General features: G+C 59.1%; 22 protein-coding genes. 4 read left to right on the top strand and 18 right to left on the bottom strand.

Annotation, left to right across the window (positions count from 1 at the left end; all coding sequences use genetic code 11):
* The first annotated feature begins 99 nt into the window (after nucleotides 1–99).
* The gene (locus AC1ROI_RS06870) at nucleotides 100–2,508 is read left to right on the top strand and encodes a penicillin acylase family protein (protein WP_102594806.1); all 2,409 of its coding nucleotides are present in this window, start codon (nucleotides 100–102) and stop codon (nucleotides 2,506–2,508) included.
* A gap of 109 nt (nucleotides 2,509–2,617) precedes the next feature.
* Here AC1ROI_RS06870 and AC1ROI_RS06865 read toward each other — a convergent pair whose 3' ends face one another.
* Nucleotides 2,618–3,583: a GlxA family transcriptional regulator gene (locus AC1ROI_RS06865; protein ID WP_010466698.1), complete on the bottom strand. Its 966-nt coding sequence runs from the start codon at nucleotides 3,581–3,583 to the stop codon at nucleotides 2,618–2,620.
* Nucleotides 3,584–3,919: 336 nt separating this feature from the next.
* Here AC1ROI_RS06865 and AC1ROI_RS06860 point away from each other — a divergent pair, with 336 nt between their 5' ends.
* Nucleotides 3,920–4,561 carry an HD domain-containing protein gene (locus tag AC1ROI_RS06860; protein ID WP_102594805.1) on the top strand — a complete coding sequence of 214 codons (642 nt, stop codon included), beginning with the start codon at nucleotides 3,920–3,922 and terminating at the stop codon, nucleotides 4,559–4,561.
* On the opposite strand, the gene AC1ROI_RS06855 is transcribed toward AC1ROI_RS06860, so the two are convergent.
* The 8 genes from AC1ROI_RS06855 to AC1ROI_RS06820 form a co-directional block, all read right to left on the bottom strand.
* Entirely contained in the window at nucleotides 4,533–5,456 is a 924-nt protein-coding gene (locus tag AC1ROI_RS06855; protein ID WP_492573975.1) for an ABC transporter permease subunit, read from the bottom strand. The two genes, AC1ROI_RS06860 and AC1ROI_RS06855, sit on opposite strands and share 29 nt — an antisense overlap.
* Nucleotides 5,453–6,334, bottom strand: coding sequence for an ABC transporter permease subunit (locus tag AC1ROI_RS06850; RefSeq protein WP_169857238.1), 882 nt, complete (start codon nucleotides 6,332–6,334; stop codon nucleotides 5,453–5,455). Before AC1ROI_RS06850 ends, AC1ROI_RS06855 begins: the two co-directional genes overlap by 4 nt.
* A 35-nt stretch (nucleotides 6,335–6,369) precedes the next feature.
* Nucleotides 6,370–7,512 (bottom strand): ABC transporter ATP-binding protein, encoded by a 1,143-nt coding sequence (locus AC1ROI_RS06845; RefSeq protein ID WP_010466690.1) that lies wholly within the window; start codon nucleotides 7,510–7,512, stop codon nucleotides 6,370–6,372.
* Nucleotides 7,513–7,585: 73 nt separating this feature from the next.
* On the bottom strand, nucleotides 7,586–8,683 hold the full coding sequence (locus AC1ROI_RS06840; protein ID WP_077747186.1) for a polyamine ABC transporter substrate-binding protein: 1,098 nt from the start codon (nucleotides 8,681–8,683) through the stop codon (nucleotides 7,586–7,588).
* A 188-nt stretch (nucleotides 8,684–8,871) separates the two neighbouring features.
* Nucleotides 8,872–9,984 carry a polyamine ABC transporter substrate-binding protein gene (locus AC1ROI_RS06835; RefSeq protein ID WP_010466686.1) on the bottom strand — a complete coding sequence of 371 codons (1,113 nt, stop codon included), beginning with the start codon at nucleotides 9,982–9,984 and terminating at the stop codon, nucleotides 8,872–8,874.
* Nucleotides 9,985–10,153: 169 nt separating this feature from the next.
* The gene (locus AC1ROI_RS06830) at nucleotides 10,154–11,518 is read right to left on the bottom strand and encodes an aspartate aminotransferase family protein (protein ID WP_102594804.1); all 1,365 of its coding nucleotides are present in this window, start codon (nucleotides 11,516–11,518) and stop codon (nucleotides 10,154–10,156) included.
* Between the two features lie 59 nt (nucleotides 11,519–11,577).
* Nucleotides 11,578–12,936: a glutamine synthetase family protein gene (locus AC1ROI_RS06825; RefSeq protein ID WP_010466683.1), complete on the bottom strand. Its 1,359-nt coding sequence runs from the start codon at nucleotides 12,934–12,936 to the stop codon at nucleotides 11,578–11,580.
* 37 nt (nucleotides 12,937–12,973) lie between these two features.
* A complete protein-coding gene (locus AC1ROI_RS06820) occupies nucleotides 12,974–13,354 on the bottom strand; it encodes a glutamine amidotransferase (RefSeq protein ID WP_077747185.1) in 381 nt (126 codons plus the stop codon).
* A 278-nt stretch (nucleotides 13,355–13,632) separates the two neighbouring features.
* Between AC1ROI_RS06820 and AC1ROI_RS06815 the strand changes: the two genes are divergently transcribed.
* Together AC1ROI_RS06815 and AC1ROI_RS06810 are read left to right on the top strand one after the other, a co-directional pair.
* The gene (locus AC1ROI_RS06815; RefSeq protein ID WP_010466681.1) at nucleotides 13,633–15,009 is read left to right on the top strand and encodes a glutamine synthetase family protein; all 1,377 of its coding nucleotides are present in this window, start codon (nucleotides 13,633–13,635) and stop codon (nucleotides 15,007–15,009) included.
* 263 nt (nucleotides 15,010–15,272) lie between these two features.
* Nucleotides 15,273–15,911 carry a TetR/AcrR family transcriptional regulator gene (locus tag AC1ROI_RS06810; protein ID WP_102594803.1) on the top strand — a complete coding sequence of 213 codons (639 nt, stop codon included), beginning with the start codon at nucleotides 15,273–15,275 and terminating at the stop codon, nucleotides 15,909–15,911.
* A 202-nt stretch (nucleotides 15,912–16,113) separates the two neighbouring features.
* Here the strand turns inward: AC1ROI_RS06810 and AC1ROI_RS06805 are convergent, their stop codons facing one another.
* From AC1ROI_RS06805 to AC1ROI_RS06765, 9 genes are all read right to left on the bottom strand, one after another.
* On the bottom strand, nucleotides 16,114–16,329 hold the full coding sequence (locus AC1ROI_RS06805; RefSeq protein ID WP_003229256.1) for a TOBE domain-containing protein: 216 nt from the start codon (nucleotides 16,327–16,329) through the stop codon (nucleotides 16,114–16,116).
* 107 nt (nucleotides 16,330–16,436) lie between these two features.
* Nucleotides 16,437–17,243, bottom strand: coding sequence for an aliphatic sulfonates ABC transporter ATP-binding protein (gene ssuB / locus AC1ROI_RS06800; protein WP_077747183.1), 807 nt, complete (start codon nucleotides 17,241–17,243; stop codon nucleotides 16,437–16,439).
* Nucleotides 17,240–18,022: an aliphatic sulfonate ABC transporter permease SsuC gene (gene ssuC, locus AC1ROI_RS06795; protein ID WP_010466671.1), complete on the bottom strand. Its 783-nt coding sequence runs from the start codon at nucleotides 18,020–18,022 to the stop codon at nucleotides 17,240–17,242. The genes ssuB and ssuC overlap by 4 nt, the downstream gene beginning before the upstream one ends.
* A gap of 7 nt (nucleotides 18,023–18,029) precedes the next feature.
* Complete coding sequence (gene ssuD, locus AC1ROI_RS06790) at nucleotides 18,030–19,178, bottom strand: FMNH2-dependent alkanesulfonate monooxygenase (RefSeq protein ID WP_083375510.1); 1,149 nt, start codon at nucleotides 19,176–19,178, stop codon at nucleotides 18,030–18,032.
* 25 nt (nucleotides 19,179–19,203) lie between these two features.
* Nucleotides 19,204–20,169: a sulfonate ABC transporter substrate-binding protein gene (locus AC1ROI_RS06785; protein ID WP_010466667.1), complete on the bottom strand. Its 966-nt coding sequence runs from the start codon at nucleotides 20,167–20,169 to the stop codon at nucleotides 19,204–19,206.
* 101 nt (nucleotides 20,170–20,270) lie between these two features.
* Nucleotides 20,271–20,864: an NADPH-dependent FMN reductase gene (gene ssuE, locus AC1ROI_RS06780; protein WP_102594802.1), complete on the bottom strand. Its 594-nt coding sequence runs from the start codon at nucleotides 20,862–20,864 to the stop codon at nucleotides 20,271–20,273.
* 315 nt (nucleotides 20,865–21,179) lie between these two features.
* The gene (locus AC1ROI_RS06775) at nucleotides 21,180–21,818 is read right to left on the bottom strand and encodes a peroxiredoxin (RefSeq protein ID WP_077747179.1); all 639 of its coding nucleotides are present in this window, start codon (nucleotides 21,816–21,818) and stop codon (nucleotides 21,180–21,182) included.
* A 293-nt stretch (nucleotides 21,819–22,111) separates the two neighbouring features.
* Complete coding sequence (locus AC1ROI_RS06770) at nucleotides 22,112–23,455, bottom strand: OprD family porin (protein ID WP_010466661.1); 1,344 nt, start codon at nucleotides 23,453–23,455, stop codon at nucleotides 22,112–22,114.
* A 373-nt stretch (nucleotides 23,456–23,828) separates the two neighbouring features.
* Nucleotides 23,829–25,157 (bottom strand): OprD family porin, encoded by a 1,329-nt coding sequence (locus AC1ROI_RS06765; protein WP_010466659.1) that lies wholly within the window; start codon nucleotides 25,155–25,157, stop codon nucleotides 23,829–23,831.
* Nucleotides 25,158–25,237: the final 80 nt, after the last annotated feature.

Genomic DNA, 25,237 nt, shown 5'->3' with positions numbered 1-25,237 from the left:
AATCCTGACTTTTCCAGGACCGCGATGCCCGGCACAGAAGGTCTGTGCTACATGTTTGCAGCCCGCACGGGCGGCAATCCCGAAGAACAAGGAGTCACCATGAAACGCGTCCTGACCGTACTTGTATTGCTGATCGTCACGCTCGTCATCGGGGTCGGCGGGTACGTGTACATCAAGCAGCCGACGCGCCAGGGCCAGGTGGAGTTGCAGCATCTTCAGGGCTCGGTGACCGTGCGTTACGACGAGCGCGGCGTGCCGCATATCCGCGCCGAAAACGAAACCGACCTCTACCGCACCCTCGGCTACGTGCAGGCTCAGGATCGGTTGTTCCAGATGGAAGCCATGCGCCGCCTCGCCCGGGGTGAGCTGGCCGAAATCCTCGGACCGAAACTGATCGACACCGACAAACTGTTCCGCAGCTTGCGTATCCGGGAGCGCGCCGAGAGTTATGTGGCCGCACTGGATCGTCAGTCACCGGCATGGAAGGCGCTGGAAGCCTATCTGGATGGCATCAACCAGTATCAGGACACTCACGCGGCGCCCATGGAGTTCGACGTGCTGGGCATCCACAAGCGCCCGTTCACCGCCGAAGACAGCATCAGCGTCGCCGGTTACATGGCGTACAGTTTTGCCGCCGCGTTTCGCACCGAGCCTTTACTGACGTTTGTGCGCGACCAACTGGGCGTCGAGTACCTGAGTGTTTTCGAACTCGACTGGCAGCCCAAAGGCGTATTGGCCAAGACGCGCACACCCGGCCCCGCCCTCGCTGCCGGTGACTGGAAAGACCTGAACGCCCTCGCCCGCCTGAGCGAACAGGCCTTGGCCGACAACGGCCTGCCGCAGTTCGAAGGCAGCAACGCCTGGGTGATTGCCGGCAACCGCAGCAAAAGCGGCAAGCCGCTGCTGGCCGGTGACCCGCACATTCGCTTCTCGGTGCCGTCGGTATGGTACGAGGCGCAATTGTCGGCGCCGGGCTTCGAGCTCTACGGTCATCATCAGGCGCTGGTGCCGTTTGCCTTTCTCGGCCACAACCTGGACTTCGGCTGGAGCCTGACGATGTTCCAGAACGACGACCTCGACCTGATCGCCGAGAAGATCAACCCGGACAACCCGAACCAGGTCTGGTATCGCGGCAAATGGGTCGACATGGTCAACACCGAGCAACAGATCGCGGTGAAAGGCCAGGCGCCGGTCACCCTGAAGCTGCGCCAGTCGCCCCACGGCCCGATCATCAACGATGTGCTGGGCAGCGCCGCCGGCAAGACACCGGTGTCCATGTGGTGGGCGTTCCTTGAAACGCCGAACCCGATCCTCGAAGGTTTCTACCAGCTCAACCGCGCCGACACCCTGGCCAAGGCCCGCGCCGCAGCGGCCAAGGTTCAGGCACCGGGATTGAACATCGTCTACGCCAACGCCAAGGGCGACATCGGTTGGTGGGCCTCGGCGCTGCTGCCCAAACGTGCGGCCGGGGTGAAGCCCGGTTTCATCCTCGACGGCAGCACCAATCAGGCGGACAAGGAGGGTTTCTACCCGTTCAGCGCCAACCCGCAGGAAGAAAATCCGGCGCGCGGCTACATCGTCTCGGCGAACTTTCAGCCCGTGTCGCCGACTGGCATGGAGATTCCCGGTTACTACAACCTCGCCGATCGCGGCCAGCAACTCAATCATCAGCTCAGCGACAAGAGCGTGAAATGGGACAACGAGGCCAACCAGAAGCTGCAACTGGGCACCACCACCGCCTACGGCCCGCGTCTGTTGGCGCCGCTGTTGCCGGTACTGCGTGAAGGGGTGAGCGATCCCGCCGAACTGAAACTGGTCGAGCAACTGGCGCAATGGAAAGGCGATTACCCGCTGGATTCCACCAGCGCCACGCTGTTCAACCAGTTCCTGTTCAACCTGGCCGACGCGACGATGCACGATGAGCTGGGGAATGATTTTTTCGAGACCCTGCTCTCGACTCGCGTGATCGACGCTGCGCTACCCCGCCTGGCCGCGACGGCCGATTCGCCGTGGTGGGACAACCGCAACACCCTCGGCAAGGAAACCCGCGCCGATACAGTGAAAGTGGCCTGGCAAGCGAGCATCGCCCACCTCAAGACCACCCTTGGCCCTGACGTCGCGCACTGGCAGTGGGGCAAGGCGCACACCCTGACCCACGATCACCCCTTGGGCGTGCAGAAGCCGCTGGACCGAATCTTCAACGTCGGCCCGTTCGCGGCGCCCGGCACCCATGAAGTGCCGAACAACCTCTCGGCCAAGATCGGCCCGGCGCCGTGGCCGGTGACGTATGGCCCGTCGACGCGGCGCCTGGTCGACTTTGCCGACCCGGCCCACAGCCTGACCATCAACCCGGTCGGCCAGAGCGGCGTGCCGTTCGACAGCCATTACGAAGACCAGGCCGAAGCGTATGTCGAAGGGATTTACTACGAGGCGCACTTCAATAACGAAGAAGTCACGGCCAATACGCGCAGTACGTTGAAGCTGTTGCCGGCGCGAAGTGCTCAATAGTTTTGTATTGCCAGCAGGCTGGCTCCCACAGTGATCCTGTACACGCAGATCCATTGTGGGAGCCAGCCTGCTGGCGATGAGGCCCGCAAGAACAACGCCTGTTCATGGCTCAAACCATCGCCGCAAAATTCAGCCTGAACTGCTGCGGCGTCACTCCCAATCGGCGACTGAACACCGTGCGCATGTGCTGGGCATCGCGAAACCCGCATTGATACGCCACCGTTTTGAGCGGTGAATGGGTGCTTTCAAGCAGCACCCGCGCCGCGTCCACCCTCGCCCGCTCGACGAATTCCGCCGGAGTGATTTTCGCCTCCTTGGCGAACACCCGGGAAAAGTTGCGGGCACTCATGTTGGCCGCGTTCGCCAGATCGGCAATGGTCAGGTCGCCGGTCAGGTTGGCCAGGACGTAGAGTTGCACCAGTGCCACCGCCGACGTCGGTTCGGCGTGGGGTGTGAGGAACGGGCTGAACTGTGATTGCCCGCCCGAGCGTTGGGTGAACACCACCAGCCGCTTGGCCACGCTCAACGCCACTTCCGGCCCATGGTCCCGGGCCAACAGGTACAACGACAAATCAATCCCCGCCGTGACGCCGGCCGAGGTGAAGAGCTCACCGTCCTGAACGTAGAGGCGATCGGCATCGACCTGAGTCGATGGGCACGCTGTCGCCAACGCCGCGGCATCATCCCAATGGGTGGTGACGGTCCGTCCTTCGAGCAATCCGGCCCGGGCCAGCATGAACGCGCCGTTGCAGATCGAACCAAATCGTTGCGCCCGCGCACAGGCATCGCGCAACCAGCCATCGAAGGCCGCGCCAAAATCCAGGAACGGCAATTGCGGCCCGCCGGCCACCAGCAGCAAGTCATAAGCCTCCAGCGCTTCGCTGAAATGCCGATGGGCATTGAGCGACAAACCGTTGGAGCACGCCATCATCCCGTGCTCGACGCCGATAACCTCTAGCCGGTAATGGTCATGCGGTTCGAGGAAGCGATTGGCTTCGCAAAACACATCCATGGGACCGGTGACGTCCAACGACTGGACGCCAGCGAACACTACGATGGCAACGGTTTTACTCATGGTTGGATTGCCTCTACGGGTCACACTTACCTGTGGCGAGGGAGCTTACTCCCGCTGGAGTGCGCAGCACTCCCATTCCTGTCACTACTGTTTGCCTGGTGTAATTGAGTTGCAGGTTTTGGAGCCGCTTCGCAGCCCAGCGGGAGCAAGCTCCCTCGCCACAAAAGCGTATTCGCCGGTACCAAACTTAGCCAACCCGGGCGCAACAAGCGAGGTTGGCGCGATTTGCATGCTCATTGGCCGGGATCGCAGCCATGGATCGATTGTCCGGTTTTGGAGGCCGGAACAGACTTGTTCCATCAGCGCCGCCACGGCGTTCCCCACGAGGAAAGCACCATGAGCAGCATCATTGCCGGTATCAAAATCCCCGACAGCGCGTTGGCCAAGGCCACCACCGAATACATTCGCGACGCCGAGTCCGATTTGCTTTACCACCATTCGCGCCGGGTGTTTCTGTTCGGCGCCTTGAGCGGTGAGCGCAAGCAGTTGGCCTACGATCCAGAGATGCTCTACGTCGGCGCCATGTTCCATGACCTGGGCCTGGTGGACGGTCATCGCACGGACAACGAGCGCTTCGAAGTCGATAGCGCCAACGCCGCCAAAGCGTTCCTCAAGCCGTATGGGTTGTCGGATGGCGATATCGAGCAGGTGTGGCTTTCGATTGCCCTGCACACCACGCCGGGCGTACCGCAACACTTGCGGCCTAACGTGGCATTGGTCACGGCCGGTGTGGAAATGGATGTGCTGGGTATCGATTACGCCGCGTTTCCCACCGTGCAGCGTGAGGAAGTGGTGCATGCGCACCCACGGGGCGAGGGGTTCAAGGAATGCATCCTGTGCGCGTTCGCCAATGGCGTCAAACACAAGCCGGACACTACGTTCGGCACGGTGAACGCAGATGTGCTGGTGGACAGCGAGCCGGGGTTCAAGCCGATGAACTTCGTCGAGATCATCCGCAAGTCTCCCTGGATGTCCTAAAACAACTGTGGGAGCGAGCCTGCTGGGCGCGACGCACGTCCGGTTGTTTCCAGGAGTCGGCCGCGCTTTCTTCGATCGCCTGCTGGATCGCACGCTTGCGCGCTTCTTCGGCACGGCGGCTGAAGAACCAGACCAGGAAGGTCATCAGCGAAACCGCCAGCAGAATCAGGCTGGCCACGGCGTTGATCTCGGGTTTAACCCCAAGGCGCACCGCCGAGAACACTTCCATCGGCAGGGTCGTGGAGCCCGGGCCCGACACGAAGCTCGCCAACACCAGGTCATCCAGGGACAGGGCGAACGACATCATGCCGCCGGCACCCAGGGATGGCGCGATCATCGGGATGGTGATCAAGAAGAACACCTTCCATGGCCGCGCACCGAGGTCCATGGCCGCCTCTTCGATGGACAGGTCCAGCTCACGCAAGCGCGCCGACACCACCACCGCCACATACGCCGCACAGAACGTGGTGTGAGCGATCCAGATGGTGACAATGCCGCGTTCCTGTGGCCAACCGATCATCTGCGCCATGGCCACGAACAGCAGCAACAGCGACAGACCGGTGATCACTTCGGGCATCACCAGCGGCGCGGTGACCAGGCCACCGAACAGCGTGCGACCCTTGAAGTGGGTGATACGGGTCAGCACAAATGCCGCCAACGTACCCAGTGCCACCGCCGCCACCGCCGTGTAGCAGGCGATTTCCAGCGAGCGCACCACCGAGCCCATCAATTGAGTGTTGTCCATCAAACCGACGTACCACTTGATCGACCAGCCGCCCCACACCGTCACCAGTTTCGAGGCGTTGAACGAGTAGATCACCAGGATCAGCATCGGCGCGTAGATGAACAGCAAGCCCGCGATCAGCATGAAACTCGAGAAACGGAAGCGCTTCATTCTTTACCCTCCATTTCCTTGGCCTGACTGCGGTTGAACAGAATAATCGGCACAATCAGGATCGCCAGCATCACAACCGCCAGGGCGGACGCCACCGGCCAGTCGCGGTTGTTGAAGAATTCTTGCCAGAGCACTTTACCGATCATCAGGGTTTCCGGACCGCCCAGCAGTTCCGGGATCACGAACTCGCCCACCACCGGAATGAACACCAGCATGCAGCCGGCGACGATGCCGTTCTTCGACAGCGGAATAGTGATCTTCCAGAAGCTGTTGAACGTGCTCGAACCCAGGTCCGACGCGGCTTCCAGCAGACTGTTGTCGTGCTTCACCAGGTTGGCGTAAAGCGGCAGGATCATGAACGGCAGATACGAATAGACGACGCCGATGTACACGGCGAGGTTGGTGTTGAGGATCTGCAGCGGTTCGTCGATCCAGCCCATGGTCATCAGGAAACCGTTGAGCAGGCCGTTGTTGCTGAGGATGCCCATCCACGCATACACGCGGATCAGGATCGCCGTCCAGGTCGGCATCATGATCAGCAGCACCAGCACCGTTTGCAGCTCTTTACGGGCACTGGCGATGGCATAGGCCATCGGGTAGCCAATCAGCAGGCAGAGGACGGTGCTGATCAGCGCCATCTTCAGCGAGCCAAGGTAGGCAGCGATGTACAACTCGTCGCCGGCCAGCATCGCGTAGTTGCTCAGGTTAAGCAGCAACTGCACCTTCTGGTCGATGTAGCTGTAGATCTCGGTGTACGGAGGAATGGCTACGTCGGCTTCAGCGAAGCTGATCTTCAGGACGATGAAGAACGGCAGCATGAAGAACAGGAACAGCCAAATAAACGGAACCCCGATGACCAGCTGGCGGCCACCGGGAATTATTCGATTGAGGCGGCGTTTGAATTTGCGCATGTTCATGAGCGAAGTACCACGCCGCTGTCGTCTTCCCAGTACACGTAGACCTGGTCACCCCAGGTTGGGCGCTGGCCACGGCGCTCGGCGTTGGCGACGAACGACTGGACGATCTTGCCGCTCGGCAGCTCGACGTAGAACACCGAGTGACCGCCGAGGTAGGCGATGTCGTGCACCTTGCCGCTGGACCAGTTGTATTCGCAGGTCGGCATGGTCGGGGTCACCAGCAGTTTTTCCGGACGGATCGCGTAGGTCACGGATTTGTCCTGCACCGAGGTGCTGATGCCGTGGCCCACGTAGATCTTCCGGTCGAGGTCCTTGCAGGTGATGATCGCGTGCCCCTCGGCGTCATCGATCACTTCACCGTCGAAGATGTTGACGTTGCCGATGAACTCGCAGACCAGGCGGCTGGTCGGGGTTTCGTAGATGTCGATCGGGCTGCCGATCTGAGCGATCCAGCCCAGGTGCATGATCGCAATGCGCTCGGCCATGGTCATGGCCTCTTCCTGATCGTGGGTCACCATGACGCAGGTCACGCCGACGCGCTCGATGATCTCGACCAGTTCCAGCTGCATTTGCGAACGTAGCTTCTTGTCCAGCGCACCCATCGGCTCGTCGAGCAGCAACAGCTTCGGCCGCTTGGCCAACGAGCGCGCCAGGGCCACACGCTGACGCTGGCCACCGGACAACTGATGCGGCTTGCGTTTGGCGTACTGGGTCATCTGAACCAGCTTGAGCATGTCTGCGACACGGGCATCGACTTCAGAGGCGGGCAGCTTGTCCTGCTTGAGGCCGAAGGCGATGTTCTGCGCCACGGTCATGTGCGGGAACAACGCGTAGGACTGGAACATCATGTTGATCGGCCGCTCGTATGGCGGCATGTCAGTGATGTCTACGCCATCGAGGTAAATGCGCCCCTCCGTGGGCCGTTCGAAGCCTGCGAGCATGCGCAGCAACGTGGATTTGCCCGATCCAGAACCGCCGAGCAAGGCGAAAATCTCGCCTTTCTTGATTTCCAGGGACACATCGTCCACGGCAATCGTCTCGTCGAACTTCTTCGTGACCCGGTCGATTTTGACCAGCACCTGTTTAGGTGTCTGGTCGCCCTCGAGGGCTTTCTTATAGGCGCCGGAGGCAACTGCCATTTACGAAACTCCCAGAAAAAAAGAGTGCAGTTCGCTCAAGGTGAGCCAACCTTGGATAGTTTGAGCCTTGTCGCTATTTACCCGACTTGACCTTGGTCCAGCTGCGGGTCATCAAACGTTGAATGTTTGGTGGTAACTCGACGGACACATAGGTCTTGTCGAGAACGGCTTGCGGTGGATAGACCGACTCGTCGGTGCGGATGGACTGTTCCATCAACTTGTCCGAGCCAGGGTTGGGGTTCGCATAGCCAACAGAATCACTGACCTGTGCGATCACCTCGGGTTTCAACAAATAGTTGATGAAGGCGTGGGCCTCTTTGACGTTGCTCGAATCCTTCGGAATCGCAAGCATGTCGAACCACAGCGCACCGCCCTCCTTGGGAATGGTATAGGCCACATTCACGCCTTTGCCGGCCTCGGATGCCCGGGCCTTGGCCTGGAACATGTCACCGGAGAAACCGATGGCGATGCAGATGTCGCCGTTGGCGAGGTCCGCGATGTATTTGGAGGAGTGGAAGTACGTCACGTAAGGGCGCACCGCCAGCAACTTGGCTTCGGCCTTTTTGTAGTCTTCGGGGTTGGTGCTGTTAGCGTTGAGGCCCATGTAGTTGAGGACGGTGGGCATCATTTCATCAGCGGAATCGAGGAACGCGACGCCGCAAGCGTGCAGCTTCTTGATGTTCTGCGGTTCGAATACCGCGCTCCAGGAGTCGATCTTGTCGACGCCCAGTACCGCCTTGATCTTGTCGACGTTGTAACCGATGCCGTTGGTGCCCCACAGGTAAGGCACGGCGTACAAGTTGCCCGGATCGTTTTGCTCAAGACGCTTGAGCAGTACCGGATCGAGGTTGGCATAGTTAGGCAGCTTCGACTTGTCGAGCTTCTGGAAGGCGCCCGCCTTGATCTGTTTGCCCAGGAAGTGGTTGGACGGTACGACCACGTCGTAACCGGTGCGCCCGGCCAGCAACTTGCCTTCCAGGGTTTCGTTGGAATCGAAGACGTCATAAACCGGTTTGATGCCGGTCTCTTTCTGGAAGTCGGCCAGCGTCGTCGGGCCGATGTAGTCCGACCAGTTATAAATATGCACAGTGCCGGCGGCCTGGACACTGACAGCGAGTGTCAGCCCGGCGCCGACCAGCATGGCATTGCGCAACAAAGAAAAAATAGGCAAGTGGAGGTCCTCTAAAATTAGTTGGGCCCAAGTTGCCCCGCGTTACATGACAGGCATGGCTGCCCAGCAACAAAACCGGCGCGCAACTTACCCTCGAAAAACCGTTCCAGCAAAACTTTCTGTCATTTAATTACACCTGTTGCCGTCACCGCGCAGGCGACGGCAACAGGTTGTTGCCTCAAAACGGCTTATTTACCCGATTTGATCTTGGTCCAGCTGCGCGTCATGATCCGCTGGGTCGCGGCCGGCAAGTCGGCAATCGCGTACAACTTGGCCAGCACTTCTGCCGGCGGGTAGATGCCCGGGTCGGCGGTGATTTCTTTATCAACCAAGGCGGTGGCGGCCGCGTTACCGTTCGGGAAGCGCACGGCGTTGGTGATTTCAGCCATGATTTCCGGCTTCTGCAGGAAGGTCATGAACTTGTAGGCGCCTTCGACGTTTTCGGCATCTTTAGGGATGGCGACCATGTCGTAGAAGCTACCGGCACCTTCTTTCGGAATGTTGTAGCTGACTTTCACCTTGTCACCGGCTTCAGCCGCGCGGGACTTGGCCTGGTAGATGTCACCCGAGTAACCCACGGCCACGCAGATGTTGCCGTTGGCCAGGTCGGAGATGTACTTGGACGAGTGGAAGTAGCCCACCGAAGGACGAATCTTCAGGAACAGCGCTTCGGCTTCGGCCAGTTGTTTTTTGTCCTGGCTGTCGGTTGGATAGCCCAGGTAGTGCAACGCCACCGGAATCATCTCGGTTGGCGAATCGAGGAAACTGATACCGCACGACTTCAACTTCGCGGCGTTTTCAGGTTTGAACAGCAGGTCCCAGGAATTGGTTGGTGCATCCGCACCCAGTGCAGCCTTGACCTTCTCGGCGTTGAAGCCAATGCCGATCGAACCCCACATGTACGGGAAAGCGTGTTCGTTGCCCGGGTCGCTCACCGACACAGCCTTGAGCAGGTCAGTGTTCAGGTTTTTCCAGTTAGGCAGCTTGGACTTGTCCAGCTTCTGGTAAACGCCGGCCTTGATCTGCTTGGCCAGGAAGTTGTTCGACGGTACGACAATGTCGTAACCGGACTTGCCTGCCAGCAACTTGGCTTCCAGGGTTTCGTTACTGTCGAATACGTCGTAGACAACCTTGATGCCGGACTCGGTTTCGAACTTCTTGATGGTGTCCGGCGCGATGTAGTCGGACCAGTTATAGACGTGCAACACCTTGTCGTCCGCCTGAACCGCACCCGCCATTATGCCCATCAGGGACATGGCGAGAAGTGTCTTGCCAGCAAGCTTTTTTCCTAATGCCTTCATGCGTAATGCTCCAAATTTTTTCTTTTTTGAACCACTTTGTTCAGCGGCCGAATCCGGACAACTGGAACCGCGGCTAGTCTGGCAAGATCCGAGGCGGTCTTTCAAGGAAAGGCCTCCTTTAGAGCTGCTCTGAGCGAAAGTTTCATGACTCCCGCCCAGAGCCTAGCACTTAGCCCTGCAACGCACTCAGGGTCAGGTCCAGGCACTTGCGTGCCTTGGTTACCAGCTCATCGATTTCAGCCTTGGTAATCACCAGCGGCGGAGCAATGATCATGGTGTCCCCCACGGCGCGCATGATCAGGCCGTTGTCGAAGCAGAACTGGCGGCAGATCATGCCGACGCCCTTGCCTTCGTAACGCTTGCGAGTGGCCTTGTCCTGCACCAGCTCGATTGCCCCCAGCAGACCGACCCCACGCACTTCCCCCACCAACGGGTGATCGTTCAGTTCCCGTAGACGCTTTTGCAAATAGGGTGCCGTTTCGGCATGAACACGCTCGATAATTTTTTCTTCGCGCAGGATGCGGATGTTTTCCAGTGCCACCGCCGCGGCCACCGGGTGTCCGGAATAAGTGAAACCGTGGTTGAAATCACCACCTTCGTTGAGCACGGCGACCACTTCGTCACGCACGATCAGGCCACCCATCGGAATGTAGCCGGAGGTCAGGCCCTTGGCGATGGTCATCATGTCGGGCTTGAGGTCGTAGAAATCGGTACCGAACCACTCACCGGTGCGGCCGAAACCACAGATCACTTCGTCTGCCACGAACAGGATGTCGTACTTGGCGAGGATTTCCTTGATGCGCGGCCAGTAGGTGTCTGGCGGAATGATCACGCCGCCAGCGCCCTGGATCGGCTCGGCAATAAAGGCGCCGACGTTGTCCACGCCGAGTTCCAGAATCTTTTCTTCCAGCTGATTGGCCGCCCACACACCGAACTCTTCCGGTGTCATGTCGCCGCCTTCGCCGAACCAGTACGGCTGGGCGATGTGGACGATGCCCGGGATCGGCAAGTCGCCTTGTTCGTGCATGTAGGTCATGCCGCCCAGGCTCGCGCCGGCCACGGTGGAACCGTGATAGCCATTCTTGCGGCTGATGATGACTTTCTTCTTCGGCTGGCCCTTGATCGCCCAATAGTGGCGGACCATCCGCAGCATGGTGTCGTTGCCTTCGGACCCGGAACCGGTGAAGAACACGTGGTTCATGCCTTGCGGTGCGATGTCGGCGATGGCCTTGGCCAGTTCCAGCACCGGCGGGTGGGCCGTCTGGAAGAACAGGTTGTAGTAAGGCAGTTCGCGCATCTGTTTGCTGGCGGCATCGGCCAGTTCATCGCGACCGTAGCCAATCGCAACGCACCACAGGCCGGCCATGCCGTCGAGGATCTTGTTGCCTTCGCTGTCCCAGAGGTAAACGCCTTTGGCGCTGGTGATGATCCGCGGGCCTTTCTCTTTCAGCTGCTTGAAGTCGCTGAACGGGGCCAGGTGGTGATCGTTGCTCAGGGTTTGCCATTCACGGGTTTGCGGATTGTTGCTAGTCATACCAATCTCCAAAAAAAATCAGGTGAAAGCGCCGCCCGACAACGACGGCGCCCGGCGTATCAGACGGCGAAGAGCAGGAATTCCCGCTCCCATGAGCTGATGACGCGCTTGAAGTTTTCATGCTCGGCCCGCTTGACCGCGACGTAGCCAGTGATGAATTTCTTGCCCAGGTATTTCTCGATAGTCGCGCTGTTTTCCATGCGTTCCAGCGCGTCTTCGATGGTCAGTGGCAGGCGCAGGTTGCGGCGTTCATAGCCACGACCCACCACCGGCGCACTCGGGTTCAAGCCTTCGACCATGCCGATGTAACCGCAGAGCAGGCTAGCGGCAATCGCCAGGTACGGGTTGGCGTCGGCGCCCGGCAGGCGGTTTTCCACCCGACGGTTTTGCGGCCCGGCATCCGGAACCCGCAGGCCCACGGTGCGGTTCTCTTCGCCCCACTCCACGTTCACCGGTGCCGATGTGTCCGGCAGGAAGCGGCGGAACGAGTTGACGTTGGGTGCGAACAGCGGCAACAGCTCGGGGATCAGCTTCTGCAAGCCACCGATGTGGTGCAGGAACAGCTGACTCATGGTCCCGTCTTCATTAGAGAAGACGTTCTTGCCGGTTTCGAGGTCGATGATGCTTTGGTGCAAGTGCATGGCACTGCCGGGCTCGCCGGTCATGGGTTTGGCCATGAAGGTGGCCGCCACGTCGTGCTTGAGCGCGGCTTCGCGCATGGTGCGTTTGAACACCAGGATCTGGTCGGCCAGGGACAGGGCATCGCCGTGACGGAAATTGATTTCCATCTGCGCCGTGCCGTCCTCGTGGATCAGCGTGTCGAGGTCCAGCTCCTGCAATTCGCACCAGTCGTAGACGTCCTCGAACAGCGGATCGAATTCGTTCGCGGCTTCAATGGAGAACGACTGACGACCGATTTCCGGGCGCCCGGAACGGCCGATAGGCGGTTGCAACGGGTAGTCCGGATCGTCACTGCGCTTGGTCAGGTAAAACTCCATTTCTGGCGCAACGATCGGCTGCCAGCCCTTCTCGGAATAGAGTTTGAGCACTTTCTTGAGTACGTTGCGAGGCGACAGCTCAATCGGGTTGCCTTGCTTGTCATAGGTGTCATGGATCACCTGCGCGGTGGGCTCGACGGCCCAAGGCACCAGGAACACCGCGTTCTGATCGGGGCGGCAGATCATGTCGATGTCGGCCGGGTCGAGCAGTTCGTAATAGATGTCGTCTTCGACATAGTCGCCCGTCACGGTCTGCAGCAGAACGCTCTCGGGCAGGCGCATGCCTTTTTCAGCAATGAACTTGTTGGTCGGCGAAATCTTGCCCCGGGTGATCCCGGTCAAGTCGGCGATCATGCATTCGACTTCTGTGATCTTGTGGTCTTTCAACCAATCGGTGAGCTGGTCGAGGTTGTTACTCATAAATGCCTCTTAGGCTGAGTTTCCTGACTCTTATAAGTCAGGCGTTGTTTGACGCACGGGCGTCGCGTGATACAGATTGCCACTGCAATAGCCGCGCACAAGTACCCACACGGGTAATGGCGTGGGTCAGTGAGAGCGTAGTGGAGCGTGCAGAATCATGAGCAGAAGCCGACGCGTTGGTCGGGCTGCCAGGGCGAAACGGAACTATATTGGATAAAGAGGCAGTCAAGAGAATGTCGTGCAGACCGTCCAGAATATCGGACGGTGCCAGCAGGTTCGCCGGGGAAGTAAGAGTCGACGGCACGCCTTGGGCAACGCTTGCCTTGGCGTGGACGCTACGATCGCCACTGATGTGATAAGCATACAGACCGATCTGCCTTGAGCAGATGGCGACGCCGATTAACGGCAGGCGAGACATGAAGCACCCCGGTATTATTGCTGTTATGGGTTTGAATCGAGCTTAGCCTTGTTCATTTTTTTACACAACACCCCCGTAAAAAATACAACACGGCCCGCTCAAGCTCGCGGGCGCTAAAGCGCTCAAAGGCATAAAAACGCCCCAAACTGCCTCAAAAAAGCCCTACGAGCGCTTTTTTAGGGCAAAAAAGGCCTCGCTTGACTTCGGCATGCCGTTCGGGTTGACTGAAACCCGAAGAGATCAATGATTGATATTTTTAACAACAAAGGTGTTGCATCATGTCGGTACCCCCGCGTGCCGTTCAGCTTAACGAAGCGAACGCGTTCCTTAAGGAACATCCTGAGGTTCTGTACGTTGACCTTCTGATTGCGGATATGAATGGTGTGGTGCGCGGCAAGCGCATTGAACGCACCAGTCTCCACAAGGTTTACGAGAAAGGCATCAACCTGCCGGCCTCTCTATTTGCTCTGGATATCAATGGCTCGACGGTGGAAAGCACCGGCCTGGGCCTGGACATCGGTGATGCTGACCGAATCTGCTATCCAATCCCCGACACCCTGTGCAATGAACCCTGGCAGAAGCGCCCGACTGCGCAACTGTTAATGACCATGCACGAACTCGAAGGTGAACCTTTCTTCGCGGATCCCCGTGAAGTCTTGCGTCAAGTTGTTACCAAGTTTGACGAGATGGGTTTGACCATCTGCGCCGCGTTCGAACTTGAGTTCTACCTGATCGACCAGGAGAACGTGAACGGTCGCCCACAACCTCCGCGCTCGCCGATTTCCGGCAAACGCCCGCATTCGACCCAGGTTTACCTGATCGACGACCTCGACGAATACGTCGACTGCCTCCAGGACATTCTGGAAGGTGCGAAAGAGCAAGGCATCCCTGCCGACGCGATCGTCAAGGAAAGTGCTCCGGCGCAGTTCGAAGTGAACCTGCACCACGTGGCTGACCCGATCAAGGCCTGCGACTATGCGGTCCTGCTCAAGCGTCTGATCAAGAACATCGCCTACGACCATGAGATGGACACCACCTTCATGGCCAAGCCTTATCCAGGCCAGGCGGGTAACGGTCTGCACGTCCACATCTCGATTCTTGATAAAGATGGCAAGAATATTTTTGCCAGCGAGGATCCCGAGCAGAACGCCGCACTGCGTCACGCGATCGGCGGTGTGCTCGAGACCCTACCGGCGCAGATGGCTTTCCTCTGCCCGAACGTCAACTCCTACCGTCGTTTCGGCGCACAGTTCTACGTGCCGAACTCGCCGTGCTGGGGCCTGGACAACCGTACTGTGGCGATCCGCGTACCGACCGGTTCCTCCGATGCCGTGCGCATCGAACACCGTGTGGCCGGTGCCGACGCCAACCCGTATCTGTTGATGGCTTCGGTCCTGGCAGGCGTGCATCACGGCCTGACCAACAAGATCGAGCCGGGCGCCCCCGTGGAAGGCAACTCCTACGAGCAGAACGAGCAGAGCCTGCCGAACAACCTGCGCGATGCATTGCGCGAGCTGGACGACAGCGAAGTCATGGCCAAGTACATCGATCCGAAATACATCGATATCTTCGTCGCGTGCAAAGAGAGCGAGCTGGAGGAGTTTGAACACTCCATCTCCGACCTTGAGTACAACTGGTACCTGCATACCGTGTAAGCGGTTGCCGTAAAAACAACGCCGCCGGCTATTGAAGCCTGCGGCGTTTTTTTATGGCCAACATCAAACCTGTGGCGAGGGCGCTTGCTCCCGCTGGGTTGCGAAGCGGCCCCAAAACAGTCAATGAGGTGTGTCTGACAGAACCGTATCGCTGTTACAGGGAGTCCTTCGGCCTCCAACGGGAGCAAGCTCCCTCGCCACAGGGGATATGGAACATGTGCCCGCTCTGCGTACAATGCCCGCTGCCCCGCAGGAGGACTCCAATGACGCGCACCGCCACCGTTCGCAAACCCCGCGCCCGCAGCCAGGCCCGGATCGATTCGATACTCGATGCCGCCCGCACGCTGCTGGCGGCCGAAGGCGTGGCCAGTCTGTCGATCTACAGCGTCGCCGAACGCGCGGAGATCCCGCCCTCCTCCGTCTACCATTTCTTCGCCAGCGTCCCGGCGCTGCTTGAAGCCTTGACGGCCGACGTCCACGCCGCGTTCCGGGCCTGTCTGCAAGCGCCCATCGACCACGAAGCCCTCAACGGTTGGCGCGACCTGTCGCGAATCGTCGAGCAGCGCATGCTCGACATCTACGACGAAGACGCTGCCGCCCGGCAACTGATCCTCGCCCAGCACGGACTCACCGAAGTCACCCAGGCCGACCGTCAGCACGACATCGAACTCGGCGACCTGATGCACAAGCTGTTCGATCATCACTTCGAGTTGCCTAGATTGCCGAGCGATGTCGATGTGTTTGCCCTGGCGATGGAGCTCGGCGACCGCGTCTACGCCCGTTCAGTGCAGCAGCATGGGCAGATCACGCCGCGCATGGCAGAGGAAGGGATGCGGGTGTTTGATGCATACCTGGGGCTTTATCTGCCGCCGTACCTGCCGAAGCGCCCCATTTACGCCTGATTTCTGCGGTGCCTGCGATGGCTTCTTCGCGAGCAGGCTCGCTCCCACATTGGATCTTCAGCGGGCATAGCGTCTGTGTACGGTACAACTCCCTGTGGGAGCGAGCCTGCTCGCGAAGGCCGCACCGCTAAACTCACTGATCCAAACACATAAAAAACCCCGAAGGGTTCACACCCTCCGGGGTTGTCTGCACGGCATGCCCTTACAACTTGGCGATCGACACCTCGGTGGATTTCACAAACGCGATCACTTCACTGCCGACCACCAGTTCCAGCTCCTTCACTGAACGCGTGGTGATCACCGAAGTGACGATGCCGGAAGCGGTCTGTACGTCGATTTCCGACAGCACGTCGCCCAATACGATTTCCTTGATCGAGCCTTTGAACTGGTTGCGAACGTTGATGGCTTTGATAGTCATACGATTTCTCCTGAGGTCGAAATGAGCTGCAGGTGGCAAGCTACAAGTGGCAAGTAAAAGCGCCCTGCTTCTTCTTGCAGCTTGAAGCTTGCAACTCGCCGCTGCGTCTATTGCGCCCAGCGCAATTGCGTGGGCAAGGGTGAAACAGGTTCCGGTTCCGGCGGTTGGCCGGGCAGCGCCAGCACGCGATTGAGCACTTCGGTTTCCAGCGCCGCCAGCCGATGGGAGCCGCGCACGCGTGGGCGGGGCAATTCAACGGGCAGGTCGAGGCCGACTTCGCCCTCTTCGATCAGGATCACCCGGTCGGCAATCGCCACGGCTTCGCTGACGTCGTGGGTTACCAGCAACACGGTGAAGCCGTGCGTCTGCCAGAGCCGTTCGATCAACTGCTGCATTTCAATTCGGGTCAGGGCGTCCAGCGCACCCAGGGGTTCGTCGAGCAACAGCAAGCGCGGTTGATGGATCAGCGCGCGGGCCAGGGCCACCCGTTGTTTCTGGCCACCGGACAATGCGGCGGGCCATTCATTGGCGCGATCCGCCAGGCCGACCGATTCCAAGGCTTCCAGCGCTTGTGGCCGCCAGTTGCCCTTGAGCCCGAGGCCGACGTTGTCGATGACCTTTTTCCACGGCAGCAGACGCGCTTCCTGGAACATCAATCGGGTGTCTTCCCGGGCATCGTTCAGCGGCGCGGAGCCGGCGAGCAATTCACCCCCGGTGGGTTTGTCGAGACCGGCGAGCAACCGTAGCAAGGTACTTTTGCCGCAACCGCTACGACCCACCACGGCAACGAACTGACCCGCTGGAATGTGCAGGTCAATCTCACGCAACACCTGCCGAGAGCCGTAGGTTTTTTGCAGCTTACGCACCACCAGCGGGATCCCGCGCTGCAACCGTGGAGGTTGTTGAGCCGTCATGCCGCACCTCCTTTAACAACTTGATAGGCTGGGTGCCAGCGCAACCACACGCGCTCAAGCCCGCGGGCCGCGAGGTCGGCGAGTTTGCCGAGCACGGCGTACAGAAGAATCGCCAGCACCACCACGTCGGTCTGCAAAAACTCCCGGGCATTCATCGCCAGGTAGCCAATGCCGGCGCTCGCGGAAATGGTTTCCGCGACGATCAGCGTCAGCCACATGAAGCCCAGCGCGAAGCGCACACCCACCAGAATCGAAGGCAGCGCCCCCGGCAGAATCACCTGGCGAAACAGGCTGAAACCGGACAAGCCATAACTGCGCGACATTTCCACCAACGCCGGATCGACGTTGCGGATACCGTGATAGGTGTTGAGGTAAATCGGGAACAACGTGCCCAACGCCACCAGGAAAATCTTCGCCGACTCGTCGATGCCGAACCACAGGATCACCAAGGGAATCAGCGCCAAGTGCGGCACGTTGCGGATCATCTGCACCGAACTGTCGAGCAGGCGTTCGCCCCATTTCGACAGACCGGTGATGAAACCCAAGGCCAGGCCGATGCCGCCGCCAATGGTGAAGCCCAGCGCAGCACGCCAGCCGCTGATTGCCAGGTGCGTCCAGATTTCGCCGCTGCGCACCAGGCTCACGCCGGCCTCGATGACCGCGACCGGCGCCGGCAGAATCCGTGTCGACAACCAGCCCGCCGACACTGACAACTGCCACACCGCGAGCAGCAACACCGGCAACGCCCAGGGCGCGAGGTTGTGGATAAGTCTCTTCATGCGCGCCTCAGCTCTGGGACGCGGCTTTGGGAAGAATGTCGTTGGCGACCATCTCACCGAACGGGCTGACGTAATTGGCGCCTTGGGGCAGTTCCGGACGTTCGATGTCGAGGTGCGGGAACAGCAATTCCGCAACCCGGTACGACTCTTCCAGGTGTGGATAACCGGAGAAGATGAAGGTATCGATGCCCAGGTCCGCGTATTCCTTCACGCGGGCAGCCACGGTCGGACCATCGCCCACCAACGCCGTACCGGCGCCGCCACGTACCAGGCCGACACCGGCCCACAGGTTGGGGCTGACTTCCAGGTTGTCGCGGCTGCCGCCATGCAGCGCGGCCATGCGTTGCTGGCCGACCGAATCGAACCGGGCCAGAGAAGCCTGGGCTCGGGCGATGATTTCATCGTCGAGATGGGAGATCAGCCGATCCGCCGCTTGCCAGGCTTCGGCATTGGTTTCTCGGACGATCACGTGCAAGCGAATGCCGAAACGCACGGTGCGACCCAGCTTCGCGGCTTTGGCTCGCACTTGTTCAATCTTCTCGGCGACGGCGGCCGGTGGCTCGCCCCAGGTCAGGACCATTTCCACCTGCTCGGCCGCGAGGTCTTGCGCCGCTTCCGACGAACCGCCGAAGTACAGCGGCGGACGCGGTTGCTGGATCGGTGGATAGAGCAACTTGGCGCCTTTCACGCTGATGTGCTGACCGTCGTAATCAACGGTTTCGCCTTCCAGTACGCGACGCCAGATGCGGGTGAATTCCACCGAGGCTTGATAGCGCTCTTCGTGAGTCAGGAACAAACCGTCGCCGGCCAATTCTTCCGGATCACCGCCGGTGACCAGGTTGAACAACGCACGACCGCCGGACAGGCGATCCAGGGTCGCCGCCTGACGCGCGGCCACCGTCGGGGAAATGATCCCGGGGCGCAGCGCGACAAGGAATTTCAAACGCTGAGTCACTGGAATCAGCGACGCCGCCACCAGCCACGAGTCTTCGCAGGAGCGACCGGTGGGAATCAACACCCCACCGAAGCCCAGGCGATCCGCCGCCTGGGCGATTTGTTGCAGGTAACCGTGGTCGACGGCGCGGGCGCCTTCGGCGGTGCCAAGGTAATGGCCATCGCCGTGGGTAGGCAGGAACCAGAAAATATTGAGGCTCATGGAGTGGTCTCCTTGGGGAATCGAATTACTGCGTTTTGGCAACGGCTGCCGGTGGCGTCCAGATCACGTCTTTGATGCTCAACGGTTTCGGGATCAGCTTGAGCTGGTAGAAGCTGTCGGCGATTTTCTGTTGGGCGGCGACCACTTCAGGCGTGAGGAACAACGCGCCGTAACCCTGACGTTTCATCGAGGTCAGGGTGATGTCCGCCGGCAAGCCGAGCAGTGGCGAAACCTGTTGGGTCACCTCGACTGGATTGGCCTTGGACCACTCGCCGACGGCGCGCACTTCTTCCACGAGGGTCTTGATCACCTCAGGGTTTTTCTGTGCGTAAGGCTTGGTCGCCAGATAGAACTGGTGGTTGTCGACGATGCCCTGGCCATCGCGCAGGGTGCGCGCTTGCAGTTGCTGTTCGGCGGCAGCCTGATACGGGTCCCAGATCACCCACGCATCGACGCTGCCACGCTCGAACGCAGCGCGGGCATCGGCCGGCGGCAGGAATACGGTCTGGATGTCGGTGTATTTGAGACCGGCGTCTTCCAGTGCGCGGACCAGCAAGTAGTGGACGTTGGAGCCTTTGTTCAGGACGACTTTCTTGCCCTTGAGGTCCTGCACCGATTTGATCGGTGAATCCTTCGGCACCAGGATCGCTTCGCTGTGTGGCGCTGGCGGTTCGTAGGCGACGTAGAGCAGATCGGCGCCGGCGGCTTGAGCAAAGACTGGTGGGGTTTCGCCGGTGACGCCGAAGTCGATCGAGCCGACGTTCAGGCCTTCAAGCAATTGCGGGCCGCCGGGGAATTCAGTCCATTGCACGTCCACGCCTTGGGCGGCGAGGCGTTTTTCCAACGTGCCTTTGGCTTTGAGCAGCACCAGGGTGCCGTACTTTTGATAACCGATTCGCAACGTCTCGGCTTGAGCTTGAGTAATGGCGCCGAAGGTGACAGCCGCTGCAAACAGAGCGACCAGACCACGACGCAAAATGACAGTGCGCATGGCGCTCTCCTTTTTGCAGTTGGGTTTTGGCTGCACCTGCTTGCCCGTTAGCGGGCGAGTAAGGCCAGTACATCAATTTCAGGTGTGGCTTTAGTGCTGACTTAAATGCTCCAGCGAGCACTCAACAAACGTTCATTCAACAGCTTCGGATCGATCGGCTTGGGCCGTCGGGCCATGGCGCTGAAAAACAGCTCCAGCGATTCCTTCAGTCGTTGTTCCAGCTCTGGCGCCAACTGCGCCTGGGCGCTGCCTTCGCCGTAAGCGATCTGGCTGTCTACCGCGAAAACCCCATGGAGCATTTCCTGGGCTTTCAACGCCGACAGCACCGGCTTGAGCGCGTAATCCACCGCCAGCATGTGGGCGATACTGCCGCCGGTCGCCATGGGCAAAACCACTTTGTGGTCCAACGCGCGCTCGGGCAGCAAATCCAGCACGGTTTTCAGTGCGCCGGAGAACGACGCCTTGTAGACCGGAGTGGCGATCAACAGGCCATCGGCATTTTCAATCTGTTGCAGCAGGTCGATCACCTTCGGGCTGTCGAAGCGTGCATGAAGCAAGTCTTCGGCCGGGAAGTCCCGCACCTGGTAACTCATCACTTCCACACCCTGCTCCTGCAACCAGCGTTGGGAGCGCTCCAGCAGCACCCCGGAGCGGGAACGTTGGCTGGGACTGCCACCGAGTGAGACGACCAGCATTCAAATGATTCCTTGCACGGTGTTGGCGATTCGCGGTTTGCGATCTCGCTGTAATGGAGGTGACCTTAACAGGTGATTGTTATATCCATAAATCATATTTGTTCATTTGGTTATGCACATAAGATATATAAGAAGACACTTCCTGCGGGCGAAAAAAAGGCCGTCGAAACGGCCTGAAATCCCCTGCTTTATGGATATGGTCAATCTTTCTGCGGTGCCTGCAATTCTGTCATCGCGAGCAGGCTCGCTCCCACAGTGGATAGCGTTTTACCTGCTCATGATGGCGATACCAGCCACACCGAAAATGCTGATGGCTTACCTGTTGGGCTGCGGCGTCAGACGCAGGTACGGCTTTACCGCGCGGTAACCCTTGGGAAAGCGCTGCTTGATTTCGTCTTCGTCCTTGAGCGACGGCACGATCACCACTTCATCACCGTCCTGCCAGTTGGCCGGGGTGGCCACCTTGTAGTTGTCGGTAAGTTGCAGCGAGTCGATCACCCTCAGGATCTCGTGAAAATTGCGCCCGGTACTCGCCGGGTAGGTGATGGTCAGCCGAATCTTTTTGTTCGGGTCGATCACGAATAGCGAGCGCACGGTCAGGGTGTCATTGGCGTTCGGGTGGATCAGGTCATAGAGGTCGGAGACCTTGCGGTCCGCGTCGGCCAGGATCGGGAAATTGACGACCGTGTTCTGGGTTTCATTGATGTCCTCGATCCACTTGTGATGCGAGTCCACCGGGTCCACGGACAGGGCGATGGCTTTGACGCCGCGATTGGAAAACTCATCCTTGAGCTTGGCAGTGAAGCCCAGTTCGGTGGTGCACACCGGCGTGAAGTCCGCCGGATGGGAAAACAGCACGCCCCAGCTATCGCCCAGCCATTCGTGGAAACGGAGGGTGCCGGCGCTGGAATCCTGTTCGAAGTCGGGGGCGATATCGCCCAGTCTGAGGCTCATGGTGCTGCTCCTGATGAGTGCTTGTCGGGCTCAACTTTGCCTGTGTTCCTTATGAATTAAAAAGAATAAATATCGATGAATTTAGATCATAAATGAATATTAAATATCTATTCACTGGACCTCCAGGAACATCAGGACGAACATCGCCGACAAGGTTCGAGAAGGCCTTGAGTTGCTGCAAAGAGGGAGTTTTCACGGCGGGATTACGGGGGTGACCCCGCCTTGAAAACGCAAAAGCCCCGCCCGGCGAGATGCCGGGCGGGGCTTTTTTTTCAGCGGTTACGCGAGCGCTGTTACAACAGCGGAATCGAGTAGCTGACGATCAGACGGTTTTCGTCCTGGGAGCGAACGCCCGGGATGTTGGTGCGCCAGGTGGCGTTTTTCCACATCAAGCCAACGTTCTTCAACGGGCCTTCCGGTACGACGTAACCGACAGTCAGGTCGCGTTCCCACTCGGTGCTGTTATTACCGGCTGCAGCAGTAGAGGTGCGATTGGTGTCGATATCGTCGCCACGCAGATAAACCATACCAGCGGTCAAGCCAGGCACACCGACTTTGGCGAAGTCAAACGAGTAGCGAGCTTGCCAGGTGCGCTCGCCGGCACGGCCGAACTTCTGGATTTGCATGTCGGTGATGGTGTAGTTCGACGAACCGTCGCCCTGGTTCAGCCAAGGGAAGTCGCTGCTGCCGTTGCTGACCTGATAGCCACCACCGAAGGTGTGACCGGCAACGGTGTACAGGAACAAGCCGCTGTACAGATTGTTGTCGACCTTGCCTTTGCCATTGGAGGTGCTGCTGTAGTTGCCGGAGCTGTAGTACAGCGGGTCGTGACCGTTTGCGCCGTCATCCGAGCTGTTGAAGTAGCGCAAGTCAGACTTCAACACGCCAGGGCCGATAGCCCAGTTGTGTACCAGACCCAGGAAGTGCTGCTTGTAGAAGTCTTCCAGATTGCCGTAGTAGTACTGGGCAGTCAGGTCTTTGGTGATTTTGTAATCACCACCGGCATAGATGAACTTGTTGCTGTCGCGGCCGCTGGCGGTACGAGCGTTGGCGCCGCCGATGCTCAGCTGCTCATTGTTGCTGGAGTTACGTCCTTTCACGGCTTCGATCTGACCGCCAACCAGCGTCAGGTCCTTGATCTCGCCAGAAGTGATCTGACCACCCTGCCAGGTTTGTGGCAGCAGACGACCGTCGTTGGTCACGATAACCGGGTTCTTTGGCTGCAACGTGCCCAGCTTCAGTTCGGTCTGGGAGATCTTGGCTTTTGCAGTCAGGCCCAGGCTGGAGAAGTTATCAACTGCTTCGCCGTTGGACTCGCTTGGGAATACCGTGCCGCCATACGAGTTATTGCTGGCACCGTTGGTACCACCGCCCGAATCCAGACGCACGCCCAACAGGCCGATCGCATCGATACCGAAGCCGACAGTGCCTTGGGTGTAACCGGAGATGAAACGCAGGTCGAAGCCTTGGCCCCACTCTTCGTTTTTGTTCGCGCCCGAACCATCACGGTTATCGGTGTTGATGTAGAAGTTACGCAGACCCAGAGTGGCCTTGCTGTCTTCGATGAAACCGGCGGCGCTTGCCTGCTGCGCCAAAACCCCTACGGCCACGGCCAGGGCCAAGGTGGACTTGTTCATTTGTTTCGCTCCTATCGTTTCTAATTTTTTATGCTTCTGGTCCTGGGTCGGATGCCCTGGATCCTGAAAAGCGCGGTTAGCGCCAGACCGCATGTCATCGTGACAACGCGCATCTACGGTCGCGGCCTACCCGCTGTGATTTTTTGGGGGGCGCATGGTAAAACCGGAAAACATTTATTTCATTATTTTTAATGCCATTTCGGAATATAGCTATGCGCGCCGAACACAGGGTATCGGCTCCTTGGCTTGCCACTTTAGGCGCCCGGATAAAAATCCAAAAAGAATAATAAATTACTATTTAAGGTCTATTTGGAATATCAAATAAAACGCGAAAAAAAGCCCCGCCCTGAGGCGAGGCTATTTCTGGTGGGTGTTACAGGAAGCTGTAGGTGTAGTTGAAGATCAGACGGGTCTGGTCTTGCGCAGAGATGTTGGTATCGCCGCGGTAGGTACCGTGACGCAACGTCGTGCCGAAGCCTTTAAGCGCACCTGTCTGGATCACGTAATCCACACGCAGGTCGCGTTCCCACTCGGTCTGGTCTTTACCCACGCCGTTGGTAGCCTTGATGTTATCGCCACGCAGGTAGGCGGCCGAGGCTTTCAGGCCAGGAACACCCAGAGAAGCGAAGTCGTAGGTGTACTGACCGAAAGTGGTGTTCTCACCAGCACGGACGAAGCCGTTAACCATGGCGTCGGTGAACAGGTAGAAGCTCGTACCTCCCGCGCCTTCGTTGCGACCGTTGCTGTCGACCACGTTGCCCTGGTTCAGGTAAACGAAGCCACCGTCATCGCTGACACGCTGATGGCCGAGCAGGAAGGCGTTGGCACCCAGGGTGTAGGTGAACATGGCGCTCCAGGTCTTGTTATCGACCTCGCCCGGGTTCTTGGCGAAACCACCGTTGTTATTGAACCGATAGCCCGCATCGCCGTTCTTGCCGTCGGAGCTGCTGTCGAAATAGCGCAGGTCTGTCTTGAACGACTGGTTGGGTGCGATCGTGTAGACGTGCACCAGACCGAGGAAGTTCTGCTTGTAGTAGTCTTCCAGGTTCGCGTAGTAGTACTGCAGGGTGAGGTCTTTGGTGACCTTCCAGTCCGCACCGGCATACCGGAACTTGTTGCTTTCTTCGGTACCGCCTGCCACGGCCAGGCCGGTGGTGTTCGACGAGGCGCGACCCGCTGCGTGCTCAAACTGGCCGACGTTAAAGGTGAAGTTGTCGATTTCCTTCGAGGTGATGGTGCCACCTTCAAAGCTCTGTGGTAGCAGACGACTGTCGTTCGCGACCAGAATCGGCATGTTCGGTTGCAGAGCGCCGCCCAGGTGAGCCTCGGTCTTCGAGAAACGCGCCTTGACGTTGGCGGCTGCGCGACTCCATGGGTCCGACGCCGAACCGTCGGAATCGCTTGGGAAGAAGGAGTTGTTATCCGGGTGGTGACCACGGCCACCGTCCAGATGAATGCCAACGACCGCCTGGGCATCGATACCGAATCCAACAACACCCTGAGTGAAACCAGACTGGTAATCGAACTTGAGACCTTCAGCGGTCTCTCTTTGATCGTTCGCAGTCCCTTCGCGGGTGTCCGCGTTGTAATACATGGTGCGGGAACTGACGGATGCCTTGCTGTCTTCGATAAAACCCGCGGCGCCTGCCTGCTGCGCCAAAACCCCTACGGCCACGGCCAAGGCCAAGGTGGACTTGTTCATTGTTTTAGCTCCTCTCGTTTCTAATTCTTGTATTCCTGGCCCTGAGTCGAATGCCCGGGATCCTAAGATGCGCGATTAGC

It is taken from the genome of Pseudomonas sp. GW823-FHT02C02, from assembly GCF_058797635.1.
Note: the sequence above shows the minus strand (reverse complement) of the source record. Positions and strands in the feature narration are given on the sequence as shown.